Below are 20831 nucleotides of genomic sequence, written 5' to 3' on the forward strand. Positions count from 1 at the left end.
CCTCAGCTCCACTGCCAAACCAATCGGGGTTCGCAGCAGTACGACCCTCCTGATCACCCTGCGATAAGCAGCGGATGGCTCTAGCTGTACGCATGCTTTACTCCTCCCTCACTTCCACGGCAAAACCGAACTCCGCATCCCCCTGATCCGAGAACCACTCGCAGTAGATGCGGTAGTAATACACGCCCGGCTGTTCCGGCACTGCGTAGGGATCGTCTCCGGCGCTTCCTTCCAGCCTCGTCATTGTAAATTCCTTGATCCGGGGCGGCGCCTGTGTTTCGATCTTCGCCTTCGGCTTTACTTGGGCGGGAGGTTCCTTGTGATCCTTCAGGATCGTTATCATGGGCGGGCTGTCGGTGGTGGAACAAATTCCTGAGTTATGAAAAAGTATCGAGCCCGAGCACCAGGAAAACCCACCTCGCACCACGTTCACCGCCTGCCCATCTATTTCAATTCCAGGCAGCGGAGGCTGGCTGGACTGAATCCACGGTCGGGCACCGGACAGCGGGTATCGGTTCCCCGCCCAGTATCCGGTCCCAAGCAGGAAGACCGCGGTCAGCAGGAAAAGGGTGATTTTGGCATACGAATTCATTGCTGTCCTCCCCTCGATCGGCTATAACGCCTTCCCCACCGGAGTCCATTCCCCACCCGTCGACGCTGCTGCCGTACGCGCCCGGATGCCCTGCACGATGCCCACTCCGATCATGTTGGTGAGCAGGGACGTACCGCCGTACGAGATGAAGGGCAGCGTTATGCCTGTCAGCGGCATCAGCCTCAGGTGCATGCCGACATTCTGGAAGATCTGGAACAGGAACATGGATGCGATGCCTATGGCAAGCAGCCGGGAAAAGGAGTCAGGCGCCGTAATCGCCACAAGGACGATCCGGTAAATGAGCACCATGTAGAGCATGAGAAGCAGCGCCGTACCCCGGAACCCGAACTCCTCGGCGATCACCACGATGATCGAGTCCGCATACACATACGGCACGAACCCCCGCCGCGCCGTGCCCTGCATATACCCCTCACCCTCCAGGCTCCCAGACCCGATGGCCAGCTCCGCGCTGTCGATGTGGTACTTTTTGTCCTTATCCACGTTATCGGGATACAGGAAGGTGTCGATGCGCTCCACCCAGCGCTCCTTCTCCTTTGCCTTGAAGTACTGCTCGATCGGCTCGTGATAGATCTTATAATAGTGAACCGAGGTGATCATCAGCGCCGCGGCCAGCCCGATCATCAGCAGGAACTGCCAGTACTTCATGCCGCCCACCCAGATCAGGCACACAATAATGAAGACGAACGCCATCGCGTTCCCTAGATCCGGCTGCACCAGCACGAGCAGAAAAGGAACCCCGGCGATCACGGCACTGGGGATCACGCCCCCCCAGAACGTCATCCGGCCATCCTCCACCTGCCGCCCGGCAATAAAGCTGGCGAGCATGAGCACGAGGAACAGCTTCATGATCTCCGCCGGCTGGAAGCTGAGCCCTCCAAACCGGATCCACCCCTTGGCATTATTGATCGTCGTATCCAGGGCCAGGACCACCACCAGGAGCAGCAGGCCCCCACCGAACAGGATCGGGGTGATCCGCTTCAAGAAAGCGTTATCGACGATCCCTGCAGCGAACATCGCCAGAAATCCAAGCAGGTAGTACATGCCCATACTGACATGATAGCCCTCGAATTTCGTACCGTAGGTCGCGCTGTAGAGGGCCGTGATGCTGACCGCACAGAACAGGAGCATGACCGTAGTCAGCGTCCAGTCATGCGTTTTGAAATGGGTCTTGAGCATGGAAGGGACCTCCGGAATTGGAAAATTCAATGTATACGGTTAGACGACATCCGGAGGGGTTTTGTTTCAGGGCGGGAGAAGTCGGATGCTGAAGGCAAACAAAGAAAACACAGCCATATAACAAATCGCCGCCAGGCTTCCAATACAGCAGGAAGCCTGGCGGCGGCACATTCGAGATTATTAATAGAAGGCAGCTTGGCCGAAATAGAACTTATTCGTATCCTGGTTCAACTTATAGAAGAAATAGACACCGAGCTTTCCTTTATATCCTGCACCCTCTACGTCAATAAAATATTCAAGATCTTTGCTGTACGTATCGTCCGAGGACTTCGAATCTTCGCTGAAGGATAAAGAATTAGCCTTGGATACCAAGCTATCGGCAAAGGCCCCCAGGACCTGCTCGTCATACTCCTCGCGGTATGCTTCAATGGTGCGGGAGAGTCCGCTGCTGGCCGTCTCGTACGAAGTGCTGCCCCATTCGCTTTCCTGGAAGCTGTTCTTCATCCAAGATTCCAACGCCGTGGTGCTGCCGGTCTTCAAGGCATCGGCATAAAGCTTAAGCACTTCGGCGGCCGCCTTTTTGTTCTCTTCATACATGGTGCTGGCAGGCGTTGATGGCGTGTAGAAGGCCACAGGTGCTTTTCCGGTCGAAGCGGCCGGCTTGGAAGCCGGTGTGCTGTTGTCCTTGTTCGGAATCCCCGCGCTGCTGGATGGGGACCCGCCCGAGGTCACTTCAACGGCCTTCGCGTCGTTGTTCCATTTCACCGTACCGCCCATCGCTTCGGCCAAAGCCTTCGCCGGCACATAGCTGTGGCCTTCGTATATGATCGGGTACATCATGCCATCTTCGCTGGAGAGATCGATAGAACTGCCGTTGACCTTGATCGAGATACCGGCATTCTGATAAGCGCTGATCTGTTTCAATGCATCGTCCGCGTAAGCCCAGGCTCCAACAGCCAGGGATAAAGACGATACGGTAAGAACGGATAATACCTTCTTGCTGAATAATTCCTTCATAGCTGAACTTGCACCTCACGTATGTATGATTTATACGACTTACATTTCGGCGCCTTCCAGTCATCCCCTATAGGCACCAAATACCAGCATATGAAATTGTGATAGCGTTGTCAAATAGATGGTAGAGTTAGGGATGCTATCTAGCAGAGCTGCTGTACAAGTATAAGTTTAACATATTGGCTATCTTAAGGTAACTGGAGGAGTACGATCCTTGGGTCATTTTTTGACAAGAATGTCTATCAAATCGAAAGGGTTGTAAGCCATATCCCCCGGCTCTCCCTGCTTCAGGAGTTCGACCGAATCATAACCCATGCGGCTGCAACAGTACTCCCCCCCGCTTTCTTCCCTGCTCTCATGTCTCTCAATTCATCACCTACATAGTAGATTTTGCTGAAATCCAAGCGGCACTGCTTCAGATAAGCCACCAGGCTCCTCTCTTTGCTAAACGGGCTCAGGGAATAATGGACGGATTGAAAAAGATGGATTTCGTTGAGATCCAAAAAGTCCTGGGTAACGGAACGACTATTGCTCGTCATGAGGCCCAATGCACAGCCCTCAGCATTCAGTATCCGAAGAATCTCCGGCATTCCTTGAACGGCAGGCAGCCTGCTGATCTCCTGTTGGTACCTATGCTTGATTGTGATCCCTACCACCGGCAGGAAATAGAGTGGGATGCCCAAGTAACGGCTGCGTTCCTTAAGGGATATCGAGCTGAGGTAGGGAATCTCTTCAAAATTCCCGATAAATGGAACCCAATTTTCAATAAAAGCCCTGAACCACACAGGGCTCAAGGCTCTCGGACTTCATTGGTTTATTCAGCTGGCTCCATCGGACGTGCCATCAAAATGACTCTCTTCCCCCGGCCGCACGCCCCACTTCTCCTGAAATACCAGCCCCTCCAGCGACCGGCGCTTCGCCCAGCCGGAGGTCTCGAGAATCGGCGCCGACGGGTACTGATCGGTGTAGCCGAGGGACAGCAGCGCCACGGGATCGATGTGCGGCGGGATCTCCAGGATATCGCGCACATCGTTGCGCTTGTAGAAGCTCACCCAGCCCATGGCGAGGCCCTCGGCGCACGAAGCCAGCCAGAGGTTCTGGATCGCGCAGGCCACCGACATCATATCGGTCTCGGGTATGGAATTGCGTCCGAGCACATGGGAGCCTCCCCGGGTCGGATCGCAGGTGATACAGATCGTCAGCGGCGCCTGCTTGAGGCCCTCAATCTTCAGGCCAAGGAAGTGATCCTGGCGGCTCGGATCGTTCTCGTAATGGATGGCCAGAGCCCGGCGCTCCTTGTCTGCGGCCCAGGCCAGCTTCGCCTTAAGCTCGCCCGTCGTGACGAGGACGAAGTTCCAAGGCTGCATGAAACCGACGGACGGCGCATGGTGGGCTGCCTCCAGCAGCCGGACGACCACATCGTCCGCAATGGGATCCGGCCGGAAGGTCCGGACGTCCCGGCGGGTATAGATCGCTTTGTAGACCGCGTTCTTCTCTTCTTCGCTAAAAAACATGGTCCTCACCCCTATCATGGTACATGCTTATGCTGTATATTTCGTGCTGGGGGACGCATTTCCCTGCACCGGGAAAGTAACCGTTTACAAAAATAGAGTCTGAAGGAATGGCTTGCAGCCAAAGGACCCTCTCCCCCTTCATACGGTCAACCCCAGCGTAAAAACAGAGCCGCTTTCTTCCTCCACTAAATTGCCGTCTCTGTACCATTAGCTAGATTCCATTTCGCCTTGTGCTTCGGCCTGACCTGCGAGAGTAATGCATCACTCTGCCCTGCTGGCATATCTCAATCCTGCTGCGTCTCCAGCCAAGCCTCTCTCACCGGCTGCCAGCCCTCCAGCTTCGCCTCCAGGGAGATCGCCCGGGCCGGCGAGGAGGACGGCAGCACCGCAAAGCTCAGCGGCAGGCCTTCGACCTGCGGGGCCGCCTGGCGGCGGAACAGCTGCGCTGCGGCGCTGCCGTTGAAGAAGACGTGCGTGATGCCCGGGTAGGCGGCGAAGAACGCACGGAAATCGTTCGCCTCGGCCTTGCGGATCGCGGCGTCCAGGCTGCCCTTGCGCTCGCACTCGCGCAGCACATCCCAGAGCGCCACGCCGCGCGAGAGCGCAAATTGCAGCCGCTCGGGGTACACGGGGGACGGTTCACCTCCGTCCAGCAGCCGGTAGAGCAGCGGCCAGAACGCGTTGCGCGGGTGGCCGTAGTACTGCTGCGCCTGCAGCGACGCCTCCCCCGGCATCGAGCCGAGAAGGAGCAGCCGGCAGCTGCGGTCGACGACCGGCGGCAGGCCGGTCCGCTTTTCTCCTGCTTCTTTGTCCACTTCCGCTCCTCCTCACCTGCTAACTAAGTGTGCTGTCCTCTCAAGACAAGCCGCAGAGCTTCCCTTCTTCAGGCTAACTTTCAGCATTCTGGATATAGTAATACAGGACCTATGTTCCATGGAGCGGAGGGCTTGAACCATGAACATCGACAATCTCAACGCATGGATGAGATCGCTCAGTCACAATTACGTGCTGATTGCACTGGCAGCCGTGCTCTTCTTCGGAGCCAAATCGCTGGCCGGTTATTTCACTTACCGCCGGATCCGGCGGGATCTCAATGAAATCAAATCCCTTGTCAAGGAACGCGGCACGGGCGGATCGGACTCTGAAACGAGCGCTAACATCTCACGCCCTTAGATGGGCAGCTTTACAGCAGGCTTCCATCATGCCAGCTTGTTAAGCTCTCTATCTCGTCTTCCAGCACCCAATCGGGAATAGACAGCGGATTTCGCTCTTTTCTTCTATTGTATGACATTCCCGCAGGGGAAGCCACTGCCTCCCGCCCTTCCGGCTGCAGATGGACTGCTTGGCCGGATCCCCCTGCTCCTCGCACCTATAAAAAAAGAGAGCACCCACCCTGCCCAAGGCAGGATCAAGTTACTCTCTTTGCGGTGTTCAAGCCACGCGGCCTGCTCGACAGCCATGGAAGCCTACTGCTTCATGACCGAGATGAGGCGTTTGGCATCGCCCAGCGGCGTAGGAACCAGTTCATAAATCTTCACTGTGATCGGATACTCGAGCTGGTCGGAGTTCGTGCTCTCGAAGTAGATCGACTGGATGCCGTTCGCGAGCCGGTTATCCCCGGTCAGCGGATACGTCTTCGACGTCAGGATCTTGCCCTCGAGGTTCTCAATCTGCATGTACAGCTTCGGCTGCGCCCCATCCGCAATGACTTCGTCCGACGTGCGGATATCCAGCTGCATCTTGAGCTTGTACGTGTAGCTGAAGGCCTTCGTGACGATGTTCTGCATCGCCATATTGGAGATGCCCCACGAGTCGATCTTCATCTCGAACGGATAGAACTTCAGCAGCTCCGTGCTTAGCTCATCGCCTGTGACTTCCGTCTGCAGCTGGGCGATCGGCGTCTTATAGAGCTGCTGGCCCTGCTGCTCCAGCAGACGCAGGGTGAAGCGGCTGCCTTCTTCGGACTTCGGTACGGCGAAGGTATAGGTGCCCACGGCGCCGAGGCCCGGCAGCACTTCCCTAACGGCGGAGGTCAGCTGCGTGCCGCTGAAAGGCACACCGCTCGCGCTGACGAGCTCCGCGCCAAGCTGCGGCAGAGGCACCGGACTCTGGCTGCTGTTTGCGAATTTGATCTTGGCCACAGCCGTCTTAAACTGCTGGCCCTCGTTCTCGAACCACTGCAGGCTCTGCAGCGTCACGCCGAGGTCCGGGTTGACCGCCCGGCTGTGCGGATCGACAACGATCCTCTCGCCGGCTTTGAGCACCGGCAGAACGGAGAAATTCTGGCTCGCCTGCGGCTGGAAGGCCAGGCGTCCGGTCCAGTACGTCAGCGGAGCCGTCTGGCCCTGCTTCAGGAAGCTCTCCGGCGTCATGACGTACAGGGAATCCAGATTCGCTTCCGGCTCCAGCGTCACTGTGAAGGAGATATACTTCGTCTCGCCCGGATTGACCTCCGTCGGCGCACCCTCGATCTTCGTGCCGAGGGTGCTGCGGGAGCCCGACCGGCCGCTGAGCGTGAACTCCGGCAGCGTCTCGGCGTAGCTGCCCGGATTGCGGACCGCAAGCTTCACGACATAGGTCGGCGACTGGCCGGTAAATTGTTTGTACATGGAGACCGGCGTGAACTCGAGCGGCGAAGTCGTGCCCGGGATCGTGAAGGCCTCGCCCCAGCCCTTGAGCAGGGCAGGGTCTTCAATCGCGGCATCCTTTCCTCTCCAGAGGAGGGAGCCGGCAGGCACGTCAGCAAGGACCGTCTCCGCCTTCGGATAGACGCTCCAGTCGACGTAAACACACAGCAGGTCCGTGACGGACAGCGGAGCCTGGGACTCGATCTCGAGCATGTAGCTCAGCTCCACGAAGCCGTAGGCCGGAATGGTTTTGACATTGGCTGCCGAAGGCTGCAGCGTAAAGGTATTGCCGTCCGCTCCTTTGGCCCGCAGCTCGTGATCCGGAACGCGGACGTTGACAGCGGAGTTATTGTAGAGCTTGACGACCGCGCCGATACGCCAGCCGGTAGCCGTTTTCTCCTGAAGAATGCTCTTCACCTGCAGGCTGGTAGACCCGTTCAGGGCGTAGGAAGCCGAAAGCCCGGCAGGTGCGGCGGCAGCGTCCGCCCACACGGGCGGAACGCTCAGGGTTAAGGTGGAGACGAGAAGCAGGCCGGCGGCCGCTTGTTTCCATGGCAGTTTCATGATGATGCCTCCCAAGTATCGTATAGTGCTGGAATGTTTGATAAGACTGTATTTTCCGAAAGAAACCCCTTAAGCCTTCACAAGCTCAGGCGTCTCCCCGGTACTTGCCCCCTTCGGCGGCGCAGCAGCCTCGCCTGCCGGCTTTTCGGCCGGATCGGCGGGCACAGCAGCCGGTTTCTTCCTGCCGGCGAGCAGGAAAACGAACGGAATGCACACGATCGCCGGAATAGCCGAGATAAAGAACGTATCGGCGATTGATCGGGCCAGCGCCTCCAGCTGCATGACGCCGGCGATGACCGAGGTAGCGGCGCCGGCAGCCGTGGCCGTATCGACACCCCACTGGTAGACCATACCGGTAAGACCCGAGATCGTCTGATTGGCCACGAAGGAATCGACGGAGACGCTCTCCGAGATGTGCTGGTAGTGAATCGTCTGCCGGTTGCTCATGATCGCCGTCAGCAGCGCGATGCCCATGGACCCCGCCACTTGTCGGCACACGTTGGACAGCGGCGAGGCATTGCCGATCTGGCTCGTTGGGATCGCGTTCATCCCGGCTGTAGAGAGCGGCATCATGCAGAGGCCGATGCCGACCGCGCGGATCGTCAGCAGCACATTGAGCCAATGGTTCGGCGTATCCACGGTGAGATGGTGCAGCTCAAGCGTGGTCGCACCGAGAATCGTCAGTCCCGCAATCCCGAGCGGCAGAATGCCGAAGCGGTCGAACAACCGGCCGGAGATCGGCATCATGAGCGCCATCGCAATCGACTGCGGGAGCAGCACGAGGCCGGTCTGCATCGGACTCAGCGACTGGATGCTCTGAAGATACACCGGCGTCAGGAACGTACCGCCCATCATCCCCATCATGACCAGAGACGAAGCGATGACGGAGATCGTGAACTTCATGTTAAGGAACAGCCGCAGATCCATCACCGGCTTCTCCACATTCAGCTCGACCCAGATCAGCAGCAGCAGGCTGAAGACCGAGACGAACAGCAGCGAGATGATATAGAGCGATGTCCAGCCCTCGGACTGCCCTTTACTGAGGGCGAGCAGCAGGGAGCCGAAGAAGGTCATCGACAGCAGGGCCCCCGCCGTATCGAACTTGAGCCCTTTCACCGGCACCGAATCCTTCAGCAGAATGCGTCCGAGAATGACCGCCAGGATGCCGATCGGAATGTTAATGAAGAACAGAACGCGCCAGCTGTAATGCTGGATGAGATAACCGCCGAGCGTCGGTCCAAGTGCCGGGGCCACCATTGCGGCTACCCCCCACAGACCGAGCGCGGCGCCCGTTTTTTCCCTCGGGAAGGTCATGTAGATGATCGTCATCCCGACCGGCATGATGAAGCCGCCCGCGAAGCCCTGGATGATCCGGAAGAAGATCAGCGAGCTGTCGCTCCATGCCAGTCCGCAGAGCACCGAACCGATCGTAAAGCCGGCGACGGAGTAGACGAAGATATTCTTCGCCCCGAACCGGGCGCCGAGAAAGCCGCTCATCGGGATGACCATGGCCGAAGCCAGCATGTAGCCGGTGATGACCCATTGAACCGTGTTGACCGATGAACCGAATACCGCGACGAACTTATTCATAGCAACGTTCATAAGGGATGAGTTCAGTACCGAAACGAAGGTGCCCATAACGATGGCAATGAGTGCAAACCACATGCCGCTGGTAGCTTCGGGCGCTGTCTTGCTTTCAGGAGTGTCGGCCATGCGCGTACCTCCTACTCGGCCTTCAAGGCGGCACCGTCAGTGATCGAAGGATCCGGGTTTACCACGATGGACTGTCCGGCCTTGAGCTGGTCGCTCTCCTGCACGAACACCCACTCGGCGTTTTTCTCTTCCGTTTGGACTTCCGTGAGCTTCGCCTTCCCGTTATCCGAGAGAACCACGAAGCTCTTGCCATCCCGCTGCAGTACGGCGGACTTGGGCGCTTCCAGCTTCTGCTGCGCCTGGTCGCCTGTGATGACTTCCGCAACCATACCGGCAAAAAGCTTGCCTTCCGGATTGTCTACCGTCACTTTCACCGGGAACGAGCTCGTATTCGGCGTAGCCACCGGGGAGACGAACGTTACCGTACCCTTGAACGGCTGGTCACCGGCCGTCGGCACCTTCACCTGCACCTCGGCACCTGTCTTGATCTTGGAGATCTGATTGTCAGCCGCACTGACTTCTACCTGCACGCGGTCCATCTTCACGACGGAGAACAGCGCCGTTCCGGCCTGCGCCATCTCGCCGGGCTGAATATTCCGCTTCACGACGATGCCGTCCACCGGAGCGGTTACCGCCGCATTGGTCAGCGAGGAATTCGCAAGCTCGAGTGCTGCGGACAGCCGGTTCACCTCGGCCTCCGTCGCCTTGATCGTATTATCGGTCGCCCCGCTGCGCGCAAGCTCCAGTTTCGCCTGCGCCGCTTCCACCTGAGCACCGGCCGCTTTGTGGGCGGCTTGAGCCTGCTCGTAGGCCGTACGGGCTTTTTCATATTCAAACGTGCCCTTATCGAGGTCTTCTTTGGTGACCTGCGAGGAGCTGTCATACAGGTTGCGCAGACGGTTATACGAGCTCGTCGCCAGGTCGAATCCGGCTTTGGCCTGCTGCACAGCCGCCCCTGCCTGCTCCTGCGCGGCCTTGGCTGCCGCCAGCGCACTTTCCAGCGCCGCGATTTCCTGCGGACGGGCCCCCGCCTGCAGATCGGCCAGCTTCGCCTGTGCACCGGTCACGCCCGACTCCGCCTGTCTTACCTGCTGAAGCAGATCGTCGGTTTCGAGTTGGACGAGCACATCGCCTTTATGCACGGCCGCCCCCTCTTCCACATTCACGGCAGCCACCTTGCCCGAGCCCTTGGATACTACTTTCACTTCCTGATCCGGAATGATCTTGCCGCTGAGGCTGACCTGCGCCCCCTGAGCCAGCTGCATCAGTTGATAGGAGGCTTTGCCTCCGGCGGCTGCATGGCCCGGTTCCGTACTGCATCCCGGAAGCACCCCTGCCAAAGCAAGGGACAGCAGCGCGGGAGCCCAAAGTTTATGATTACGATTCATGGTTATACTCCTCTACTTATCTCTATCTCACGATGGGATTAGTTACCTTTGACGTTGATCTTGATGACCGTGCTCATGCCGGGCGCCAGATCGAGCCCCTGCTGATCATCGACCGCAATCTTGACCGGGATCCGCTGGGTTACCTTTGTGAAGTTGCCGCTCGTATTCGTCGAAGGCAGCAGCGAGAAGGTCGATGCCGTTGCCTTACCCACCTCGGACACGGTTCCTGTCAGCGTCACGCCCGGATAGGTGTCGACCTTGATCTCTACTTTTTGGCCGTCATGCACGCGGTTGATGTACGTCTCCTCGATATTCGCCGAGATGTACAGCTTCGACTTGTCAACCACCATCGCTACCGTCTGACCCGGGGAAGCGACTTCGCCCGTGTGGACGAGCGTCTTGATGATTGTGCCGGAGATCGGCGAACGCAGCGCGGCCTGGTCGAGCATTTGTACCGCCAGATTGCTGCTGTCCTGCTGTGCAATGATCTGATCCGCCAGCACCTGATCCCCTTCGCTCACGGAAAACGAGGTGACTTTGCCCGTCACGCGCGGCATGACTTTGTAGATATCCGCCGTCAGTCTTGCATCCTCGGTCGATACATAATGCTGCCCGTTATACCAGAAGTATCCGCCGATCCCGCCGCCGATAATAACCATCGCTGCCAGAATGGTGTATAAAACGCCTTTTCGTTTCATGCTTTCTTCTCCTCAACCTTCTTCTCCATTTGGTTCAAAATCAGATTTACCGACTGGGACACAATGTCCAGCTCTTCCGGGGTCAGGCCGCTGAGCAGCTCCCCATAGGCGTGCTCCTCGAACAGGGCATAACGTTCCTTGGCTGTCTCCATTTTCTCTGTCTTATGAATCCAGATCACCCGCCGGTCCTGCAGATCTCCCACACGCTGCACCCAGCCGTCGCGCTCGAGCCGGTCGACAATTCCCGAAACCGTACTGTAAGAAAGCTGCACGGCCTCCACGATCCCGCCGACGGTCTTCGGACCCTGGTATAACTGAATCATAACCAGCAGCTGGGGCAGCGTAATGCCGACCTCTTTCAGCCTCTCGCTGCGGACGGCATGCATTCTTGTGGTCAGTTCCCGGATCATCCGGATGAACCGCCCTTCGACTTCCATCGTTCCCTCCTCCTTTTTTCTGCAGATATGTAAAACACGCGAACGGAGCCCTACTTCGACAGGTTGCAAAGTGCTGTGTGCAGCGCCCGGTCCACGGACGCCAGTTCCTCATCCGTAATGCCCCGAAACAGCCGTGCGCCGAATGAACACTTGAGCTCACGGATCGATGCCGTCGTGCGCCTGCCCTCCTCGGTCAGCTGCAGCGACACCACCCTGCGGTCCGCGGCCTGCCGAGCCCGCTCGATCAGACCCTTTTCCACCAGCTTGTCGCATACGAAGGTGGCCGCGCCGGAAGTCACACATAGATACTCCGTCAAATCGGACATGCTCATCTGTCCGCGCTCTTCCATATGAAGCAACAGATTGGCCTGCGGGCGGGTAAGCATCATTGGGCTCTCTTCATTCCACTTGGCCATCATCTTCCGCTGAAGCTGCAGATGTACTTCCTCAAGCCGCTGCAGCAGCGCGCCTTGCGTCTGTGATTCCCCCATATCCTCTCCCCCCTGCCCATGGTGCATAGAACCTTTCGTTTGCTTCTTGTTTAATTGATAGCTAAATATTTTGTGCTTCGAAATAAATAGTACTAAACGAATATACCAGATGAGAGGCTCTCTAGGGAACTTCAAAAAAGGGCGGAATTCTCTTAAAAAATCAGGTTATGCTTAAATAAAGCGCCCTAAAGCAGGCAATGCTAATGCACGCTATCCGTTAATCGTGAAAACGGGAGTTTTCATGAAATAGAGGAATTCTGTCTTGAAAAAGCAGGCTTGGGGATGTTTGGGAAGCCCGCATGCTGCCTGACCCTGCGGGGAAAAATGCGGCGGCAGGCTGGGGTTCGAGCGGCGATCGGACTGAAGATCTGCGGAGGGGGCGGCAGGCCCAGCGATAGATTAAAAAACAGCCGCCGGAACGGTAAGGTTCTAGCGGCTGTTATTGGGAGAAGAGGCCCGGCGGCGCGGTACGAGCAGCGCAGTACGGCTGTGCGGTACGGGCTATGCCGTACGGGCAGTACAATGTGGGCAGGGCAGGGTGCTGTGCTACCCGAGCAGCGGGGCCAGCTCCACCCGCATTGCACGCTCCAGGTACGGCTCCGCGTGCAGGAAGCTCCGGAACGCCGTATACTCCGCGGCCAGCTTGCCCGCTTCGGCCTGCGTCAAAGGCTTGGCCGCACGCACGGCACGGATGAGCAGGTTCTTCGGCGTATGCTCGAGATCGATGAACTCGAGCATCTGCGTCTTGTAGCCGAGCAGCTCCAGGAGCTTGGCGCGGATCGCATCCGTGGCAAGCGCGGAGAAGCGCTCCTTGAGGATGCCGTGCTGCAGCAGCGGGGTGAGCACGTCGCTCTGCACCTGCCGGAACAGCTCGTGCTGGCAGCACGGTACCGAGAGGATGACGGAGGCGCCCCAGCGCACCGCTTTCTCCAGCGCCGCGTCTGTCGCTGTATCGCAGGCATGCAGCGTGACGACCATGTCGACCTCACGCAGCTCGTCGTACTTCGCGATGTCGCCGACCAGGAAGCGCAGCTCCTCGTAGCCCAGCTTCTGCGCGAGCAGCGAACAGTCGCGGATGACGTCTTCCTTGAGGTCGAGCCCGATGATTCGGAGATCAAAGCCGTGCATAACCTTCAGGAAGTAGTACATCGCGAAGGTCAGATACGATTTGCCGCAGCCGAAGTCGATGATGTTCAGCGTCCGGCCCTTCGGCAGGTGAGGGAGCACGTCGGCGATCATCTCGACGAAACGGTTGATCTGGCGGAACTTGTCGTACTTCTTCGCCAGCACCTTGCCCTCGGCATTCATAATGCCGAGCTCCACCAGGAACGGTACCGGCACGCCCTCTTCGAGCGTGTAATTCTTCCGCCGGTCATGGGTCAGCTGTACGGAGGCCGCCTGCTTCGTCGGCGGCTTGCGCAGAATGCCCAGCTTGCCCTTTTTGCTGACGAGTACCTGGTAGTCGGCCTCGCCTGTCTGCAGCAGCCCTTGGCGGAACTGCTCGGTCAGCAGGCCGCCGAGCTTCTCTTCGGCTTCCGCCGGCTCTACGTTCTCGTGAAGTACTTTCGGGCCGCAGAAGGAGCTGAACTGGTAGCGCAGCACGCCCTTCAGCTCCACCGGCTTGACCGTCACTTTGGTGCAGCCGCGCCCGGTCGGGTCCATGCCCCTCACCTGGCTCAGTGTCGCCTGGATGAGGCTGCGCTCGCCGAAGATTTGGCTGAGCAGCTGCGGTAATTGAATGTCCTGCATAGATGTCTGTTCCTCTTTTCGTTGGCAAGCTGCGGGCAATGCGGTGGTTAGTCGGAGGCGCCCGGATGGGCAGCGCGGCGGATGCACGTTCGCACTTCGGTCAGCCACCACTCTCGGCGGTTACCCCGTCGTGCTGCTGTCACCGCCATCTCGGCAGATGCCTAGTCGTGCTGCGGCCGCTGCCATCCCGGCAGATGCTGTTCGCACTTCGGGCATCCGCCACTCTCGGTGGATGCCCGTTCATACGACGGTCAGCCACTACTCCACGCGCAAGCCCCTGCTCGCAGTATTCGTTATCAGCCCTTCCTATAGAGACGGGCTGATCGATTTTTCGAATAGAGGAACTGTGATGCGCTATTCGCCCATCCAACAGGCCTTCGCAGGAAATAGAGGAACTGAGATGCCTTATTCTCCCCTTTTCCCCGATTTGGGGGAATTTTAGGGGCAATAAGATACCTGAGTTCCGCTATTTGGCCGTGGGACCTGTTTGGAAGGCAAATAAGGCACTACAGTTCCGTTATTTTGATGCGGTGAACCTGACGGGCAGGCAGATCAGTGAGTGGTGACAGGCCGATACCCAGCGGTTCAGCTATTCGTCGGCACCACGGAGGGTCGATCGTTGGCCATACGGCTCGATACAGCCAACCGCTTTCCAGCAGACTAAGCAACAACCGGCAGGCAAACCCTCCGCAAGCGCGCCTGGCTGCAACCGTTTCGCCTGCCCTACGCCACTCGCTTCGGCAACCGCCTACTTCACCCCGCCGGCCGGCTTCAGCCTGATGATCTTGTCATCATCCTTCTGAGGGTTGCCGCGGCCATCGCGGTTGTTGGTCAGCACGTACAGCGAGCCGTCCGGGCCTTCCGCTACTGCCCGCAGCCGGCCGAGCTCATCCTTCAGCAGCGTGTCGATGCTGTGCACGCTGCTGCCGTCTTCGGCCAGCGCCACCCACTCCGGCAACCGCCTGCTTCATCCGCCGGCCGGCTTCAGCCTGATGATCTTGTCATCATCCTTCTGAGGGTTGCCGCGGCCGTCGCGGTTGTTGGTCAGCACGTACAGCGAGCCATCCGGGCCTTCCGCTACTGCCCGCAGCCGGCCGAGCTCATCCTTCAGCAGTGCGTCGATACTGTGCACGCTGCTGCCATCTTCGGCCAGTGTAAAGCGTAGCACCTGCGTGCCGCGGAGGTTGGCGGCAAGGAGCGCGTTCGCCCACGGCCCCTTCGTGACGAAGGTGATGCCCGACGGCGCCCAGGTCTCCTCGCCGCTGTGCGAGAGCGGCTTCTTCAGCGGGCCGGGGCCCACCTTGCTCTCGTCGCCCGGCTTCACAGCCGTCTCGTCGCCTTGCAGGAGCGGCCAGCCGTAGTTGGCCCCGGGCTCGATCAGGTTCAGCTCGTCGTGCGCCGTCTGGCCGTGCTCCGTGCTGTACAGCCGCCCTGTCACCGGGTGCCAGGCGAGCCCCTGCGGGTTGCGGTGACCAAGGCTGTACACCGGAGAGCCCGGGAACGGGTTGTCCTTCGGAATACCGCCGTCAGGGGTAATCCGGAAGATTTTGCCCGCGAGCACCTTCAGATCCTGGGCATTCGACGGCGTGCCTGCATCCCCGTTCGTGACGTAGAGCATCCCGTCGGGCCCGAATTTGACCCGTCCGCCGTCATGCGTGCGCGCCCCAGGGAGTCCGTCCAGGATGACCTTGTCCATCGCGATCCGACCCCCGCTCTCCTTGAGGCGGACCACCTGGTTGACCGGCTTCCCCCCGGAAGTGTACGTGTGATACACATAGATATAGCCGTTGTCCGCGAACCGGGGGTCGAGCGTGAAGCCCAGCAGCCCCGCCTCCCCTTCCTTATACAGCGTCTTGTCAAAAGTGAACACGGGCTCCGCCGCCAGCTTGCCCTCCCGGATCACACGGAGCGAACCGCCCCGCTCGGTGAAGAAGATCCGCCCGTCCGGGGCGAAAGCAATCTCCCAAGGCACATTCAGCCCAGTGGCGACAACCTCCTGCGTATAGGGGAGAGGGGCAGCCGTGCCGACTCCAGCTGCCGATCCGGGTGCCGGTGCGGTACCTGCCGCGGGAGCCGGCTTGGTTCCCGGCGCTTCACACCCGCCGAGTGCAAGCACACCGGCCAGCAGCATACCCGTCCATCTCAAGGAAAGCATCAGGCTGAGATCCTCCTTGGCTTTTCTTTTTAGTATACCAAAAAAACACAGCCGTCTCCCCTCCAGGGAAAACGACTGTGTTCGCGAGCGGCGGGGTTATCCTCCGTCCCCTCTCCTTCCCGGCTCAGTCCTTCACCGAGCCCTGCATCAGCCCTGCAATGAACTGGCGCGAGAAGATCGTGAAGACGACGATCAGCGGGACGGTGGCCATCAGGGTAGCCGCCATGACCATCGAATAGTCGGTGCTGTACACCCCGTTCATCGAAGCGATGAGCATCTGCAGCGTGAACTTCTCCTGCACGGAGATCACGACGAGCGGCCACAGGTAATCGTTCCACGAGCCGAGGAACGTGATGATCCCGAGCGTGGCGAGCGCCGGCTTCAGGATCGGCAGGGCGACCAGCCAGTACAGGTCGAACGAACGGCAGCCGTCAATCCGCCCTGCGTTGATGAGCTCGTCGTGGATGACCGAGTCCGTGTACTGCCGCATCCAGAAGATGCCGAAGGCGCTGGCGGCGCCCGGAATGATCAGCGCCTTGAGCTCATTGATCCACCCGAGCTTCTGCATGATGATGAACTGCGGGATCAGCCCGAGCTGCTGAGGCACCATCATCGTCAGGAGCAGGAAGAGGAACAGGGGCTTTTTGGCCGGAAAATCGAACTTTGCAAACGCAAACCCCGCCATCGAGCAGAAGAACAGCACCATCGCCGTATGCAGCACCGCCACGATCAGCGAGTTGCCGAAGGACTGGAAGAAGCCCACGCCGGCCAGCACCTTGTTGATGTTGACGAGCAGCTGGTCCCCCGGCAGAAGCCGGGGCGGGAAGCGGAACATATCCGCCGTCGTCGCCGTCGACATGACGAAGAGCCAGTAGAACGGGAAGAGCGAAGCAAGCGCGCCAAGCCCCATGCCCGTATAGACGAGCGCCGAACTGATCCAAGCCGTGCGGCGCGGGGACGCGGACTCCACACCGAGATTTCGTTTGACCTCTACCGTATTGGCCGCCATCTATACCCGCTCCCCTCTCGACACGAATTTCCAGTTGATGAACGAGAAGGCCCCGATGAGGATGAACAGCACCCAGGCAATGGCAGAAGCATACCCGAACATCTGGTTGACGAACGCCTGGTTATACAGGTAGAGCACCAGCGTCAGCCCGCCCTTGGTGGCGCCGCCCGAATTGCCGGTCAGGATCATCGGTTCGGTGAACAGCTGCATGCCCCCGATCGTCGAGAGAATGACCGTGAAGAGGATGATCGGCTTCAGGAGGGGCAGCGTGATCGAGAGGAACTGCTGCGTCTTCGACGCCCCGTCGATCGTCGCCGCTTCGTACAGGTCGTTCGGAATGCTCTGCAGGCCGGCCAGGTAGATGATCGCGTTATAGCCGGTCCAGCGCCAGATGACCATGAGAGATATCGCCGCTTTGACCCACAGCGTGTCGTTGAGCCAGTCGATGCGGGGCAACCCCGCGACTCCAAGCAGCCCGTTGATCAGGCCGAATTCCGTACCGAAGAACGACCCGAAGATGATGGCTACGGCCACGATCGAGGTGATGTTCGGCAGAAAATAAATCGCCCGAAACCCGTCCTTGAACTTCAGGAACGCGGCGTTGAGCAGGAACGCTACCACCAGGGCGGCGAACAGCTGCGGCACCGTCGACATGAACCAGATCGCGAACGTGTTGCCGACCGAGATCCAGAAGTCGGGATCGTCGGTAATCAGGTTCGTGAAGTTGCGCAGGCCGACGAATTTCATCTCGCCGAGCCCATCCCAGGCATGGAACGCGAGATAGAGCGAGAAGAGAATCGGGAAGAGGCCGAATACGATAAAGAGCAGGTAGAACGGCGAAATCATGAGATACGGCGCCAAATACGGACGCAGGCTTTTCATAACGCGATCACTCCTTTCCGGAGGCGGGAGGCTGGGACCCGGTGCCGGGGGCTTCATCAGCCGCACCTGCGCAGGAGGGCGGAAGACGGCCTCCCCGGCCATCCCCGCATGCTCCGCTACCCGGTTCCCGGAAGGCCTCCCGGCCTTCCTTATTTATTTTTGAGCTTGGCTTTGGCTTTCTCGACGAGCGCCCAGAATTCTTTCTCGGCGTCCTTGTTCTTGTCTACGGCTATAGCCTGGAGACCGTCGCCGATGATCGTATCCACCGTCGCGTAATCCGGTCCCTTGCGCTGGACCTTGACCGCCTTCGCCACTTCGGAGTACAGCACACCGAGCTTCTGGCCGCCCCAGAACTCATATCCGGTCTCTGTGAACGCCTTGTCGCCGTAGACCGAAGGAGTGGACGGGAAGTTACCCGAGATTTTGAAAATTTCCAGCTGCTGCTGCGGCGATACGAGCCAGGAGATCGCTTCATACGCTTCCTTGCTGTTCTTGCCCTGCTTCGGAATCATGAGGAACGAGCCGCCCATGTTGCCTGTGCCTTCCGGAATCTTTGCCGCACGCCATTTGCCCTTCGTGTCCGGTGCCCGCGTCTCGACATGCCCCCGGCCCCAAGCGGCGGAGATATAGGTCGCTATCTTGCCGGAGTTGAGAGCCGCCGAGTATTCCTGCAGCGCATTCTTCTGGTCATACGTGCCGGCAATGCCCATCTCGCGCGACTTCTTGTAGTACTCCAGCGCCTTCTTCACCTGCGGGTTTTTATCAATAATGAGGTTGTTGTCCTTGTCAAAGTAGAGCTCGTCGCCCTGGTCGCGGATCGCATTGTAGAGCTCGGTCGGGTTGGAGAGGATATCCGCACCCGTCTTCTCTTTGAGCACCTTGCCTGCCGCGAGGAAATCGTCCCACGTCTTGATCTTGGCTGCGACGTCGTCCGGTTCGAACGGCAGTCCCGCCTGCTGGAACAGATCCTGCCGGTAGTAGAGCACCATCGGCCCGATATCCGTCGGCAGCCCGAGCTGCTTGTCGCCCGCCATAGACTGCTTCCATTTCCACTCGAGATAATCTTTGGCGATGTCCTTCGCCCCGAATTCGTTCAGGTCGTAGAATTTGTCGGGGTATTTCGTGAACTGGTCGAGCTGGGAGATATCGACCATTGCGATATCCGGTGCCCCGGAACCGGCCGACATGGCGGTCAGAAGCTTCTTGTGCGCATCCTCCCATTTGTAGATCTGCGGCACAATCTCGATGTTCGGGTGCGTGCGGTTGAATTCCGGAATGATTTTCTCGAATGAGGCCCCCTGCCAGAACCACATCTGCAGCTGCACCTTCTTGCCGCTGTCTCCTCCGCTGGTGTTGTTTCCGGACGCTGCCGGGGTGCTGTCGCCTCCCCCACAGGCACTGAGTACAAGCATGGACGAGAGCAGCACCGCAGCCGATGCCTTGCCGAACCGACGAATCCTCTTCATCTACATACGCTCCTTTCCGTATAGAGCTCCGACCCGCCATTTTCTTGCTTCGATCCCCCGACGTTTCGTGTGGAAGCCCTTACATTTAGTATAGGGAAGGGACCGGATTCCGTATATGTGGCATATCTTCGATTTATTGGAGATTTCACAGGAACCTGGACCGAATTCTAATTCGAACCCCGGCACCTGCCCTGGTGAGCCTGTTCGTCCTCTCTAGGCTCCTCCGGCGGAAGCCCGGTAGTCGTTCGGCGACTGGCCCTCCACGGTCTTGAACAGACGGCTGAAGTAGGCCGGATCCTTGTAGCCCACCCTCTCGCACACCTCATAGATCTTGAGCTGCGTCTCCCGGAGCAGCCGCTTCGAAGCGTTCAGCCGGTGCTGGGTCAGGTACTGGGAATAGGTCATGCCGGTCTCCTGATGGAACAGATTACTGAGGTAGTTCGGGTTGATCTGGTGATTCTGGGCAAAATCGGTGAGCAGCGCCGCCCCGGCATATTCACGGTGAACGTAACCGAGCAGGGCGCGCACGACCGGTGCCAGCTTCGCGCCCGCATCCCCCCTGCGGGAGAGCTCCGTGAAGCCGAGGGCGGCCATCGAGCGGATATACATCAGGCTGAGATCCTTGATATCGACGGTGCATCCTCCGTAGCCGGTCTTGACGGGGACACGCAGCTTCTCCTCCATCCAGACGGCCGTATCCTTCACCTCCCGCTCCCACCCTGACTTATCCGCCTGCGGGGAGAACAGCACGATGGTGACGAGCCGGTCTTCGACGCATACCACGGCCGGCCCCAGCCGGTTGAACGCCTCCTCGGCGCAGCCCCGGATAAAATACCGCACCGAAGCTTCCCCGAGCGACTGGAGATCCTTAGTGGAGAAGGAGACGAGCACGATTTTCTCGTAAGGGGGGATGAGCCCCCGGTCGAAATCCGGCAGCGGCACATCGTGCAGCAGGTCGTGGATCCGCTTCTCGAGCAGGGCCCGGTTGCGGATGGCATCCACCTGCCGGACCTCTCTGCGCTGTCTGTATCTGCCGTACGAGGTGCTGTAGATTTCCTCGAGCTTTTTCTTCGAGAGGGGCTTCAGGAGATAGTCGGCCACGCCATGCTGTACGGCTGTGCGGGCATAATCGAACTCGGCGTGCCCGGTCAGCACGTAGACCTCCGTCTCCGGGTAGGTGCTGCGAATATGACCGGCGAGCTCGAGACCGTCTACCGCCGGCATCCGGATATCCGTGATGACCAGCTGCACCGGGTGGCCCTGCAGCAGCTGCATGGCTTCGCGGCCGTCCCCGGCCTCCAGCACCCGGTCCACCCCTTCCATACGCGCCAGCAGCCGGCAGACCGGCTCCCTGACGCTCGCTTCATCGTCGGCTACCATGATCGTAAACACAAG

19 protein-coding genes and 1 pseudogene are annotated in these 20831 nt (G+C 59.1%); 1 reads left to right on the forward strand and 19 read right to left on the reverse strand.

The features are described from left to right. Positions 1–97: 97 nt before the first annotated feature. The 6 genes from ACP26L_RS34670 to ACP26L_RS34695 form a co-directional block, all read right to left on the reverse strand. Positions 98–592 (reverse strand): hypothetical protein, encoded by a 495-nt coding sequence (locus ACP26L_RS34670; RefSeq protein ID WP_426450117.1) that lies wholly within the window; start codon positions 590–592, stop codon positions 98–100. 21 nt (positions 593–613) lie between these two features. After that, the gene (locus ACP26L_RS34675) at positions 614–1789 is read right to left on the reverse strand and encodes an FtsW/RodA/SpoVE family cell cycle protein (protein WP_426450119.1); all 1176 of its coding nucleotides are present in this window, start codon (positions 1787–1789) and stop codon (positions 614–616) included. Positions 1790–1969: 180 nt separating this feature from the next. Continuing rightward, complete coding sequence (locus tag ACP26L_RS34680) at positions 1970–2806, reverse strand: stalk domain-containing protein (protein ID WP_426450120.1); 837 nt, start codon at positions 2804–2806, stop codon at positions 1970–1972. Positions 2807–3090: 284 nt separating this feature from the next. Further along, entirely contained in the window at positions 3091–3588 is a 498-nt protein-coding gene (locus tag ACP26L_RS34685) for an HAD hydrolase-like protein (RefSeq protein WP_426455218.1), read from the reverse strand. Positions 3589–3621: 33 nt separating this feature from the next. Further along, positions 3622–4317: a 5,6-dimethylbenzimidazole synthase gene (gene bluB / locus ACP26L_RS34690; RefSeq protein WP_426450121.1), complete on the reverse strand. Its 696-nt coding sequence runs from the start codon at positions 4315–4317 to the stop codon at positions 3622–3624. A 284-nt stretch (positions 4318–4601) separates the two neighbouring features. Continuing rightward, positions 4602–5132, reverse strand: a complete 531-nt coding sequence (locus ACP26L_RS34695; protein WP_426450122.1) for a DNA-deoxyinosine glycosylase — start codon at positions 5130–5132, stop codon at positions 4602–4604. Positions 5133–5271: 139 nt separating this feature from the next. On the opposite strand from ACP26L_RS34695, the gene ACP26L_RS34700 reads away from it, so the two are divergent. Further along, the gene (locus tag ACP26L_RS34700; protein ID WP_426450123.1) at positions 5272–5490 is read left to right on the forward strand and encodes a hypothetical protein; all 219 of its coding nucleotides are present in this window, start codon (positions 5272–5274) and stop codon (positions 5488–5490) included. Between the two features lie 293 nt (positions 5491–5783). On the opposite strand, the gene ACP26L_RS34705 is transcribed toward ACP26L_RS34700, so the two are convergent. The 13 genes and pseudogenes from ACP26L_RS34705 to ACP26L_RS34765 form a co-directional block, all read right to left on the reverse strand. Then, a complete protein-coding gene (locus ACP26L_RS34705; protein WP_426450124.1) occupies positions 5784–7508 on the reverse strand; it encodes a hypothetical protein in 1725 nt (574 codons plus the stop codon). Positions 7509–7577: 69 nt separating this feature from the next. Beyond that, positions 7578–9221 carry a DHA2 family efflux MFS transporter permease subunit gene (locus ACP26L_RS34710; protein WP_426450125.1) on the reverse strand — a complete coding sequence of 548 codons (1644 nt, stop codon included), beginning with the start codon at positions 9219–9221 and terminating at the stop codon, positions 7578–7580. Positions 9222–9232: 11 nt separating this feature from the next. Further along, positions 9233–10549 (reverse strand): efflux RND transporter periplasmic adaptor subunit, encoded by a 1317-nt coding sequence (locus ACP26L_RS34715; protein ID WP_426450126.1) that lies wholly within the window; start codon positions 10547–10549, stop codon positions 9233–9235. 38 nt (positions 10550–10587) lie between these two features. Continuing rightward, a complete protein-coding gene (locus tag ACP26L_RS34720; protein WP_426450127.1) occupies positions 10588–11247 on the reverse strand; it encodes an HlyD family efflux transporter periplasmic adaptor subunit in 660 nt (219 codons plus the stop codon). Further along, positions 11244–11684, reverse strand: coding sequence for a MarR family winged helix-turn-helix transcriptional regulator (locus tag ACP26L_RS34725; protein WP_426450128.1), 441 nt, complete (start codon positions 11682–11684; stop codon positions 11244–11246). The genes ACP26L_RS34720 and ACP26L_RS34725 overlap by 4 nt, the downstream gene beginning before the upstream one ends. A gap of 50 nt (positions 11685–11734) precedes the next feature. After that, positions 11735–12175, reverse strand: coding sequence for a MarR family winged helix-turn-helix transcriptional regulator (locus ACP26L_RS34730; RefSeq protein WP_426450129.1), 441 nt, complete (start codon positions 12173–12175; stop codon positions 11735–11737). Positions 12176–12721: 546 nt separating this feature from the next. Further along, a complete protein-coding gene (locus ACP26L_RS34735) occupies positions 12722–13924 on the reverse strand; it encodes a class I SAM-dependent methyltransferase (protein WP_426450130.1) in 1203 nt (400 codons plus the stop codon). Positions 13925–14672: 748 nt separating this feature from the next. Continuing rightward, positions 14673–14864 (reverse strand): annotated as a pseudogene (locus tag ACP26L_RS34740) (PQQ-dependent sugar dehydrogenase); the annotation flags it as partial. Between the two features lie 27 nt (positions 14865–14891). Then, positions 14892–16079 carry a PQQ-dependent sugar dehydrogenase gene (locus ACP26L_RS34745; RefSeq protein ID WP_426450131.1) on the reverse strand — a complete coding sequence of 396 codons (1188 nt, stop codon included), beginning with the start codon at positions 16077–16079 and terminating at the stop codon, positions 14892–14894. A gap of 124 nt (positions 16080–16203) precedes the next feature. Next, positions 16204–17088: a carbohydrate ABC transporter permease gene (locus ACP26L_RS34750; protein WP_426450133.1), complete on the reverse strand. Its 885-nt coding sequence runs from the start codon at positions 17086–17088 to the stop codon at positions 16204–16206. Further along, positions 17089–17970 carry a carbohydrate ABC transporter permease gene (locus ACP26L_RS34755; protein ID WP_426450134.1) on the reverse strand — a complete coding sequence of 294 codons (882 nt, stop codon included), beginning with the start codon at positions 17968–17970 and terminating at the stop codon, positions 17089–17091. 149 nt (positions 17971–18119) lie between these two features. Further along, complete coding sequence (locus tag ACP26L_RS34760) at positions 18120–19436, reverse strand: ABC transporter substrate-binding protein (RefSeq protein ID WP_426450136.1); 1317 nt, start codon at positions 19434–19436, stop codon at positions 18120–18122. Positions 19437–19649: 213 nt separating this feature from the next. Continuing rightward, positions 19650–20828 carry a response regulator transcription factor gene (locus ACP26L_RS34765; RefSeq protein ID WP_426450137.1) on the reverse strand — a complete coding sequence of 393 codons (1179 nt, stop codon included), beginning with the start codon at positions 20826–20828 and terminating at the stop codon, positions 19650–19652. Between the last annotated feature and the right edge of the window lie 3 nt (positions 20829–20831).

The organism is Paenibacillus sp. S-38 (assembly GCF_049942825.1).
In the GTDB taxonomy this organism is placed as follows: domain Bacteria; phylum Bacillota; class Bacilli; order Paenibacillales; family NBRC-103111; genus Paenibacillus_G.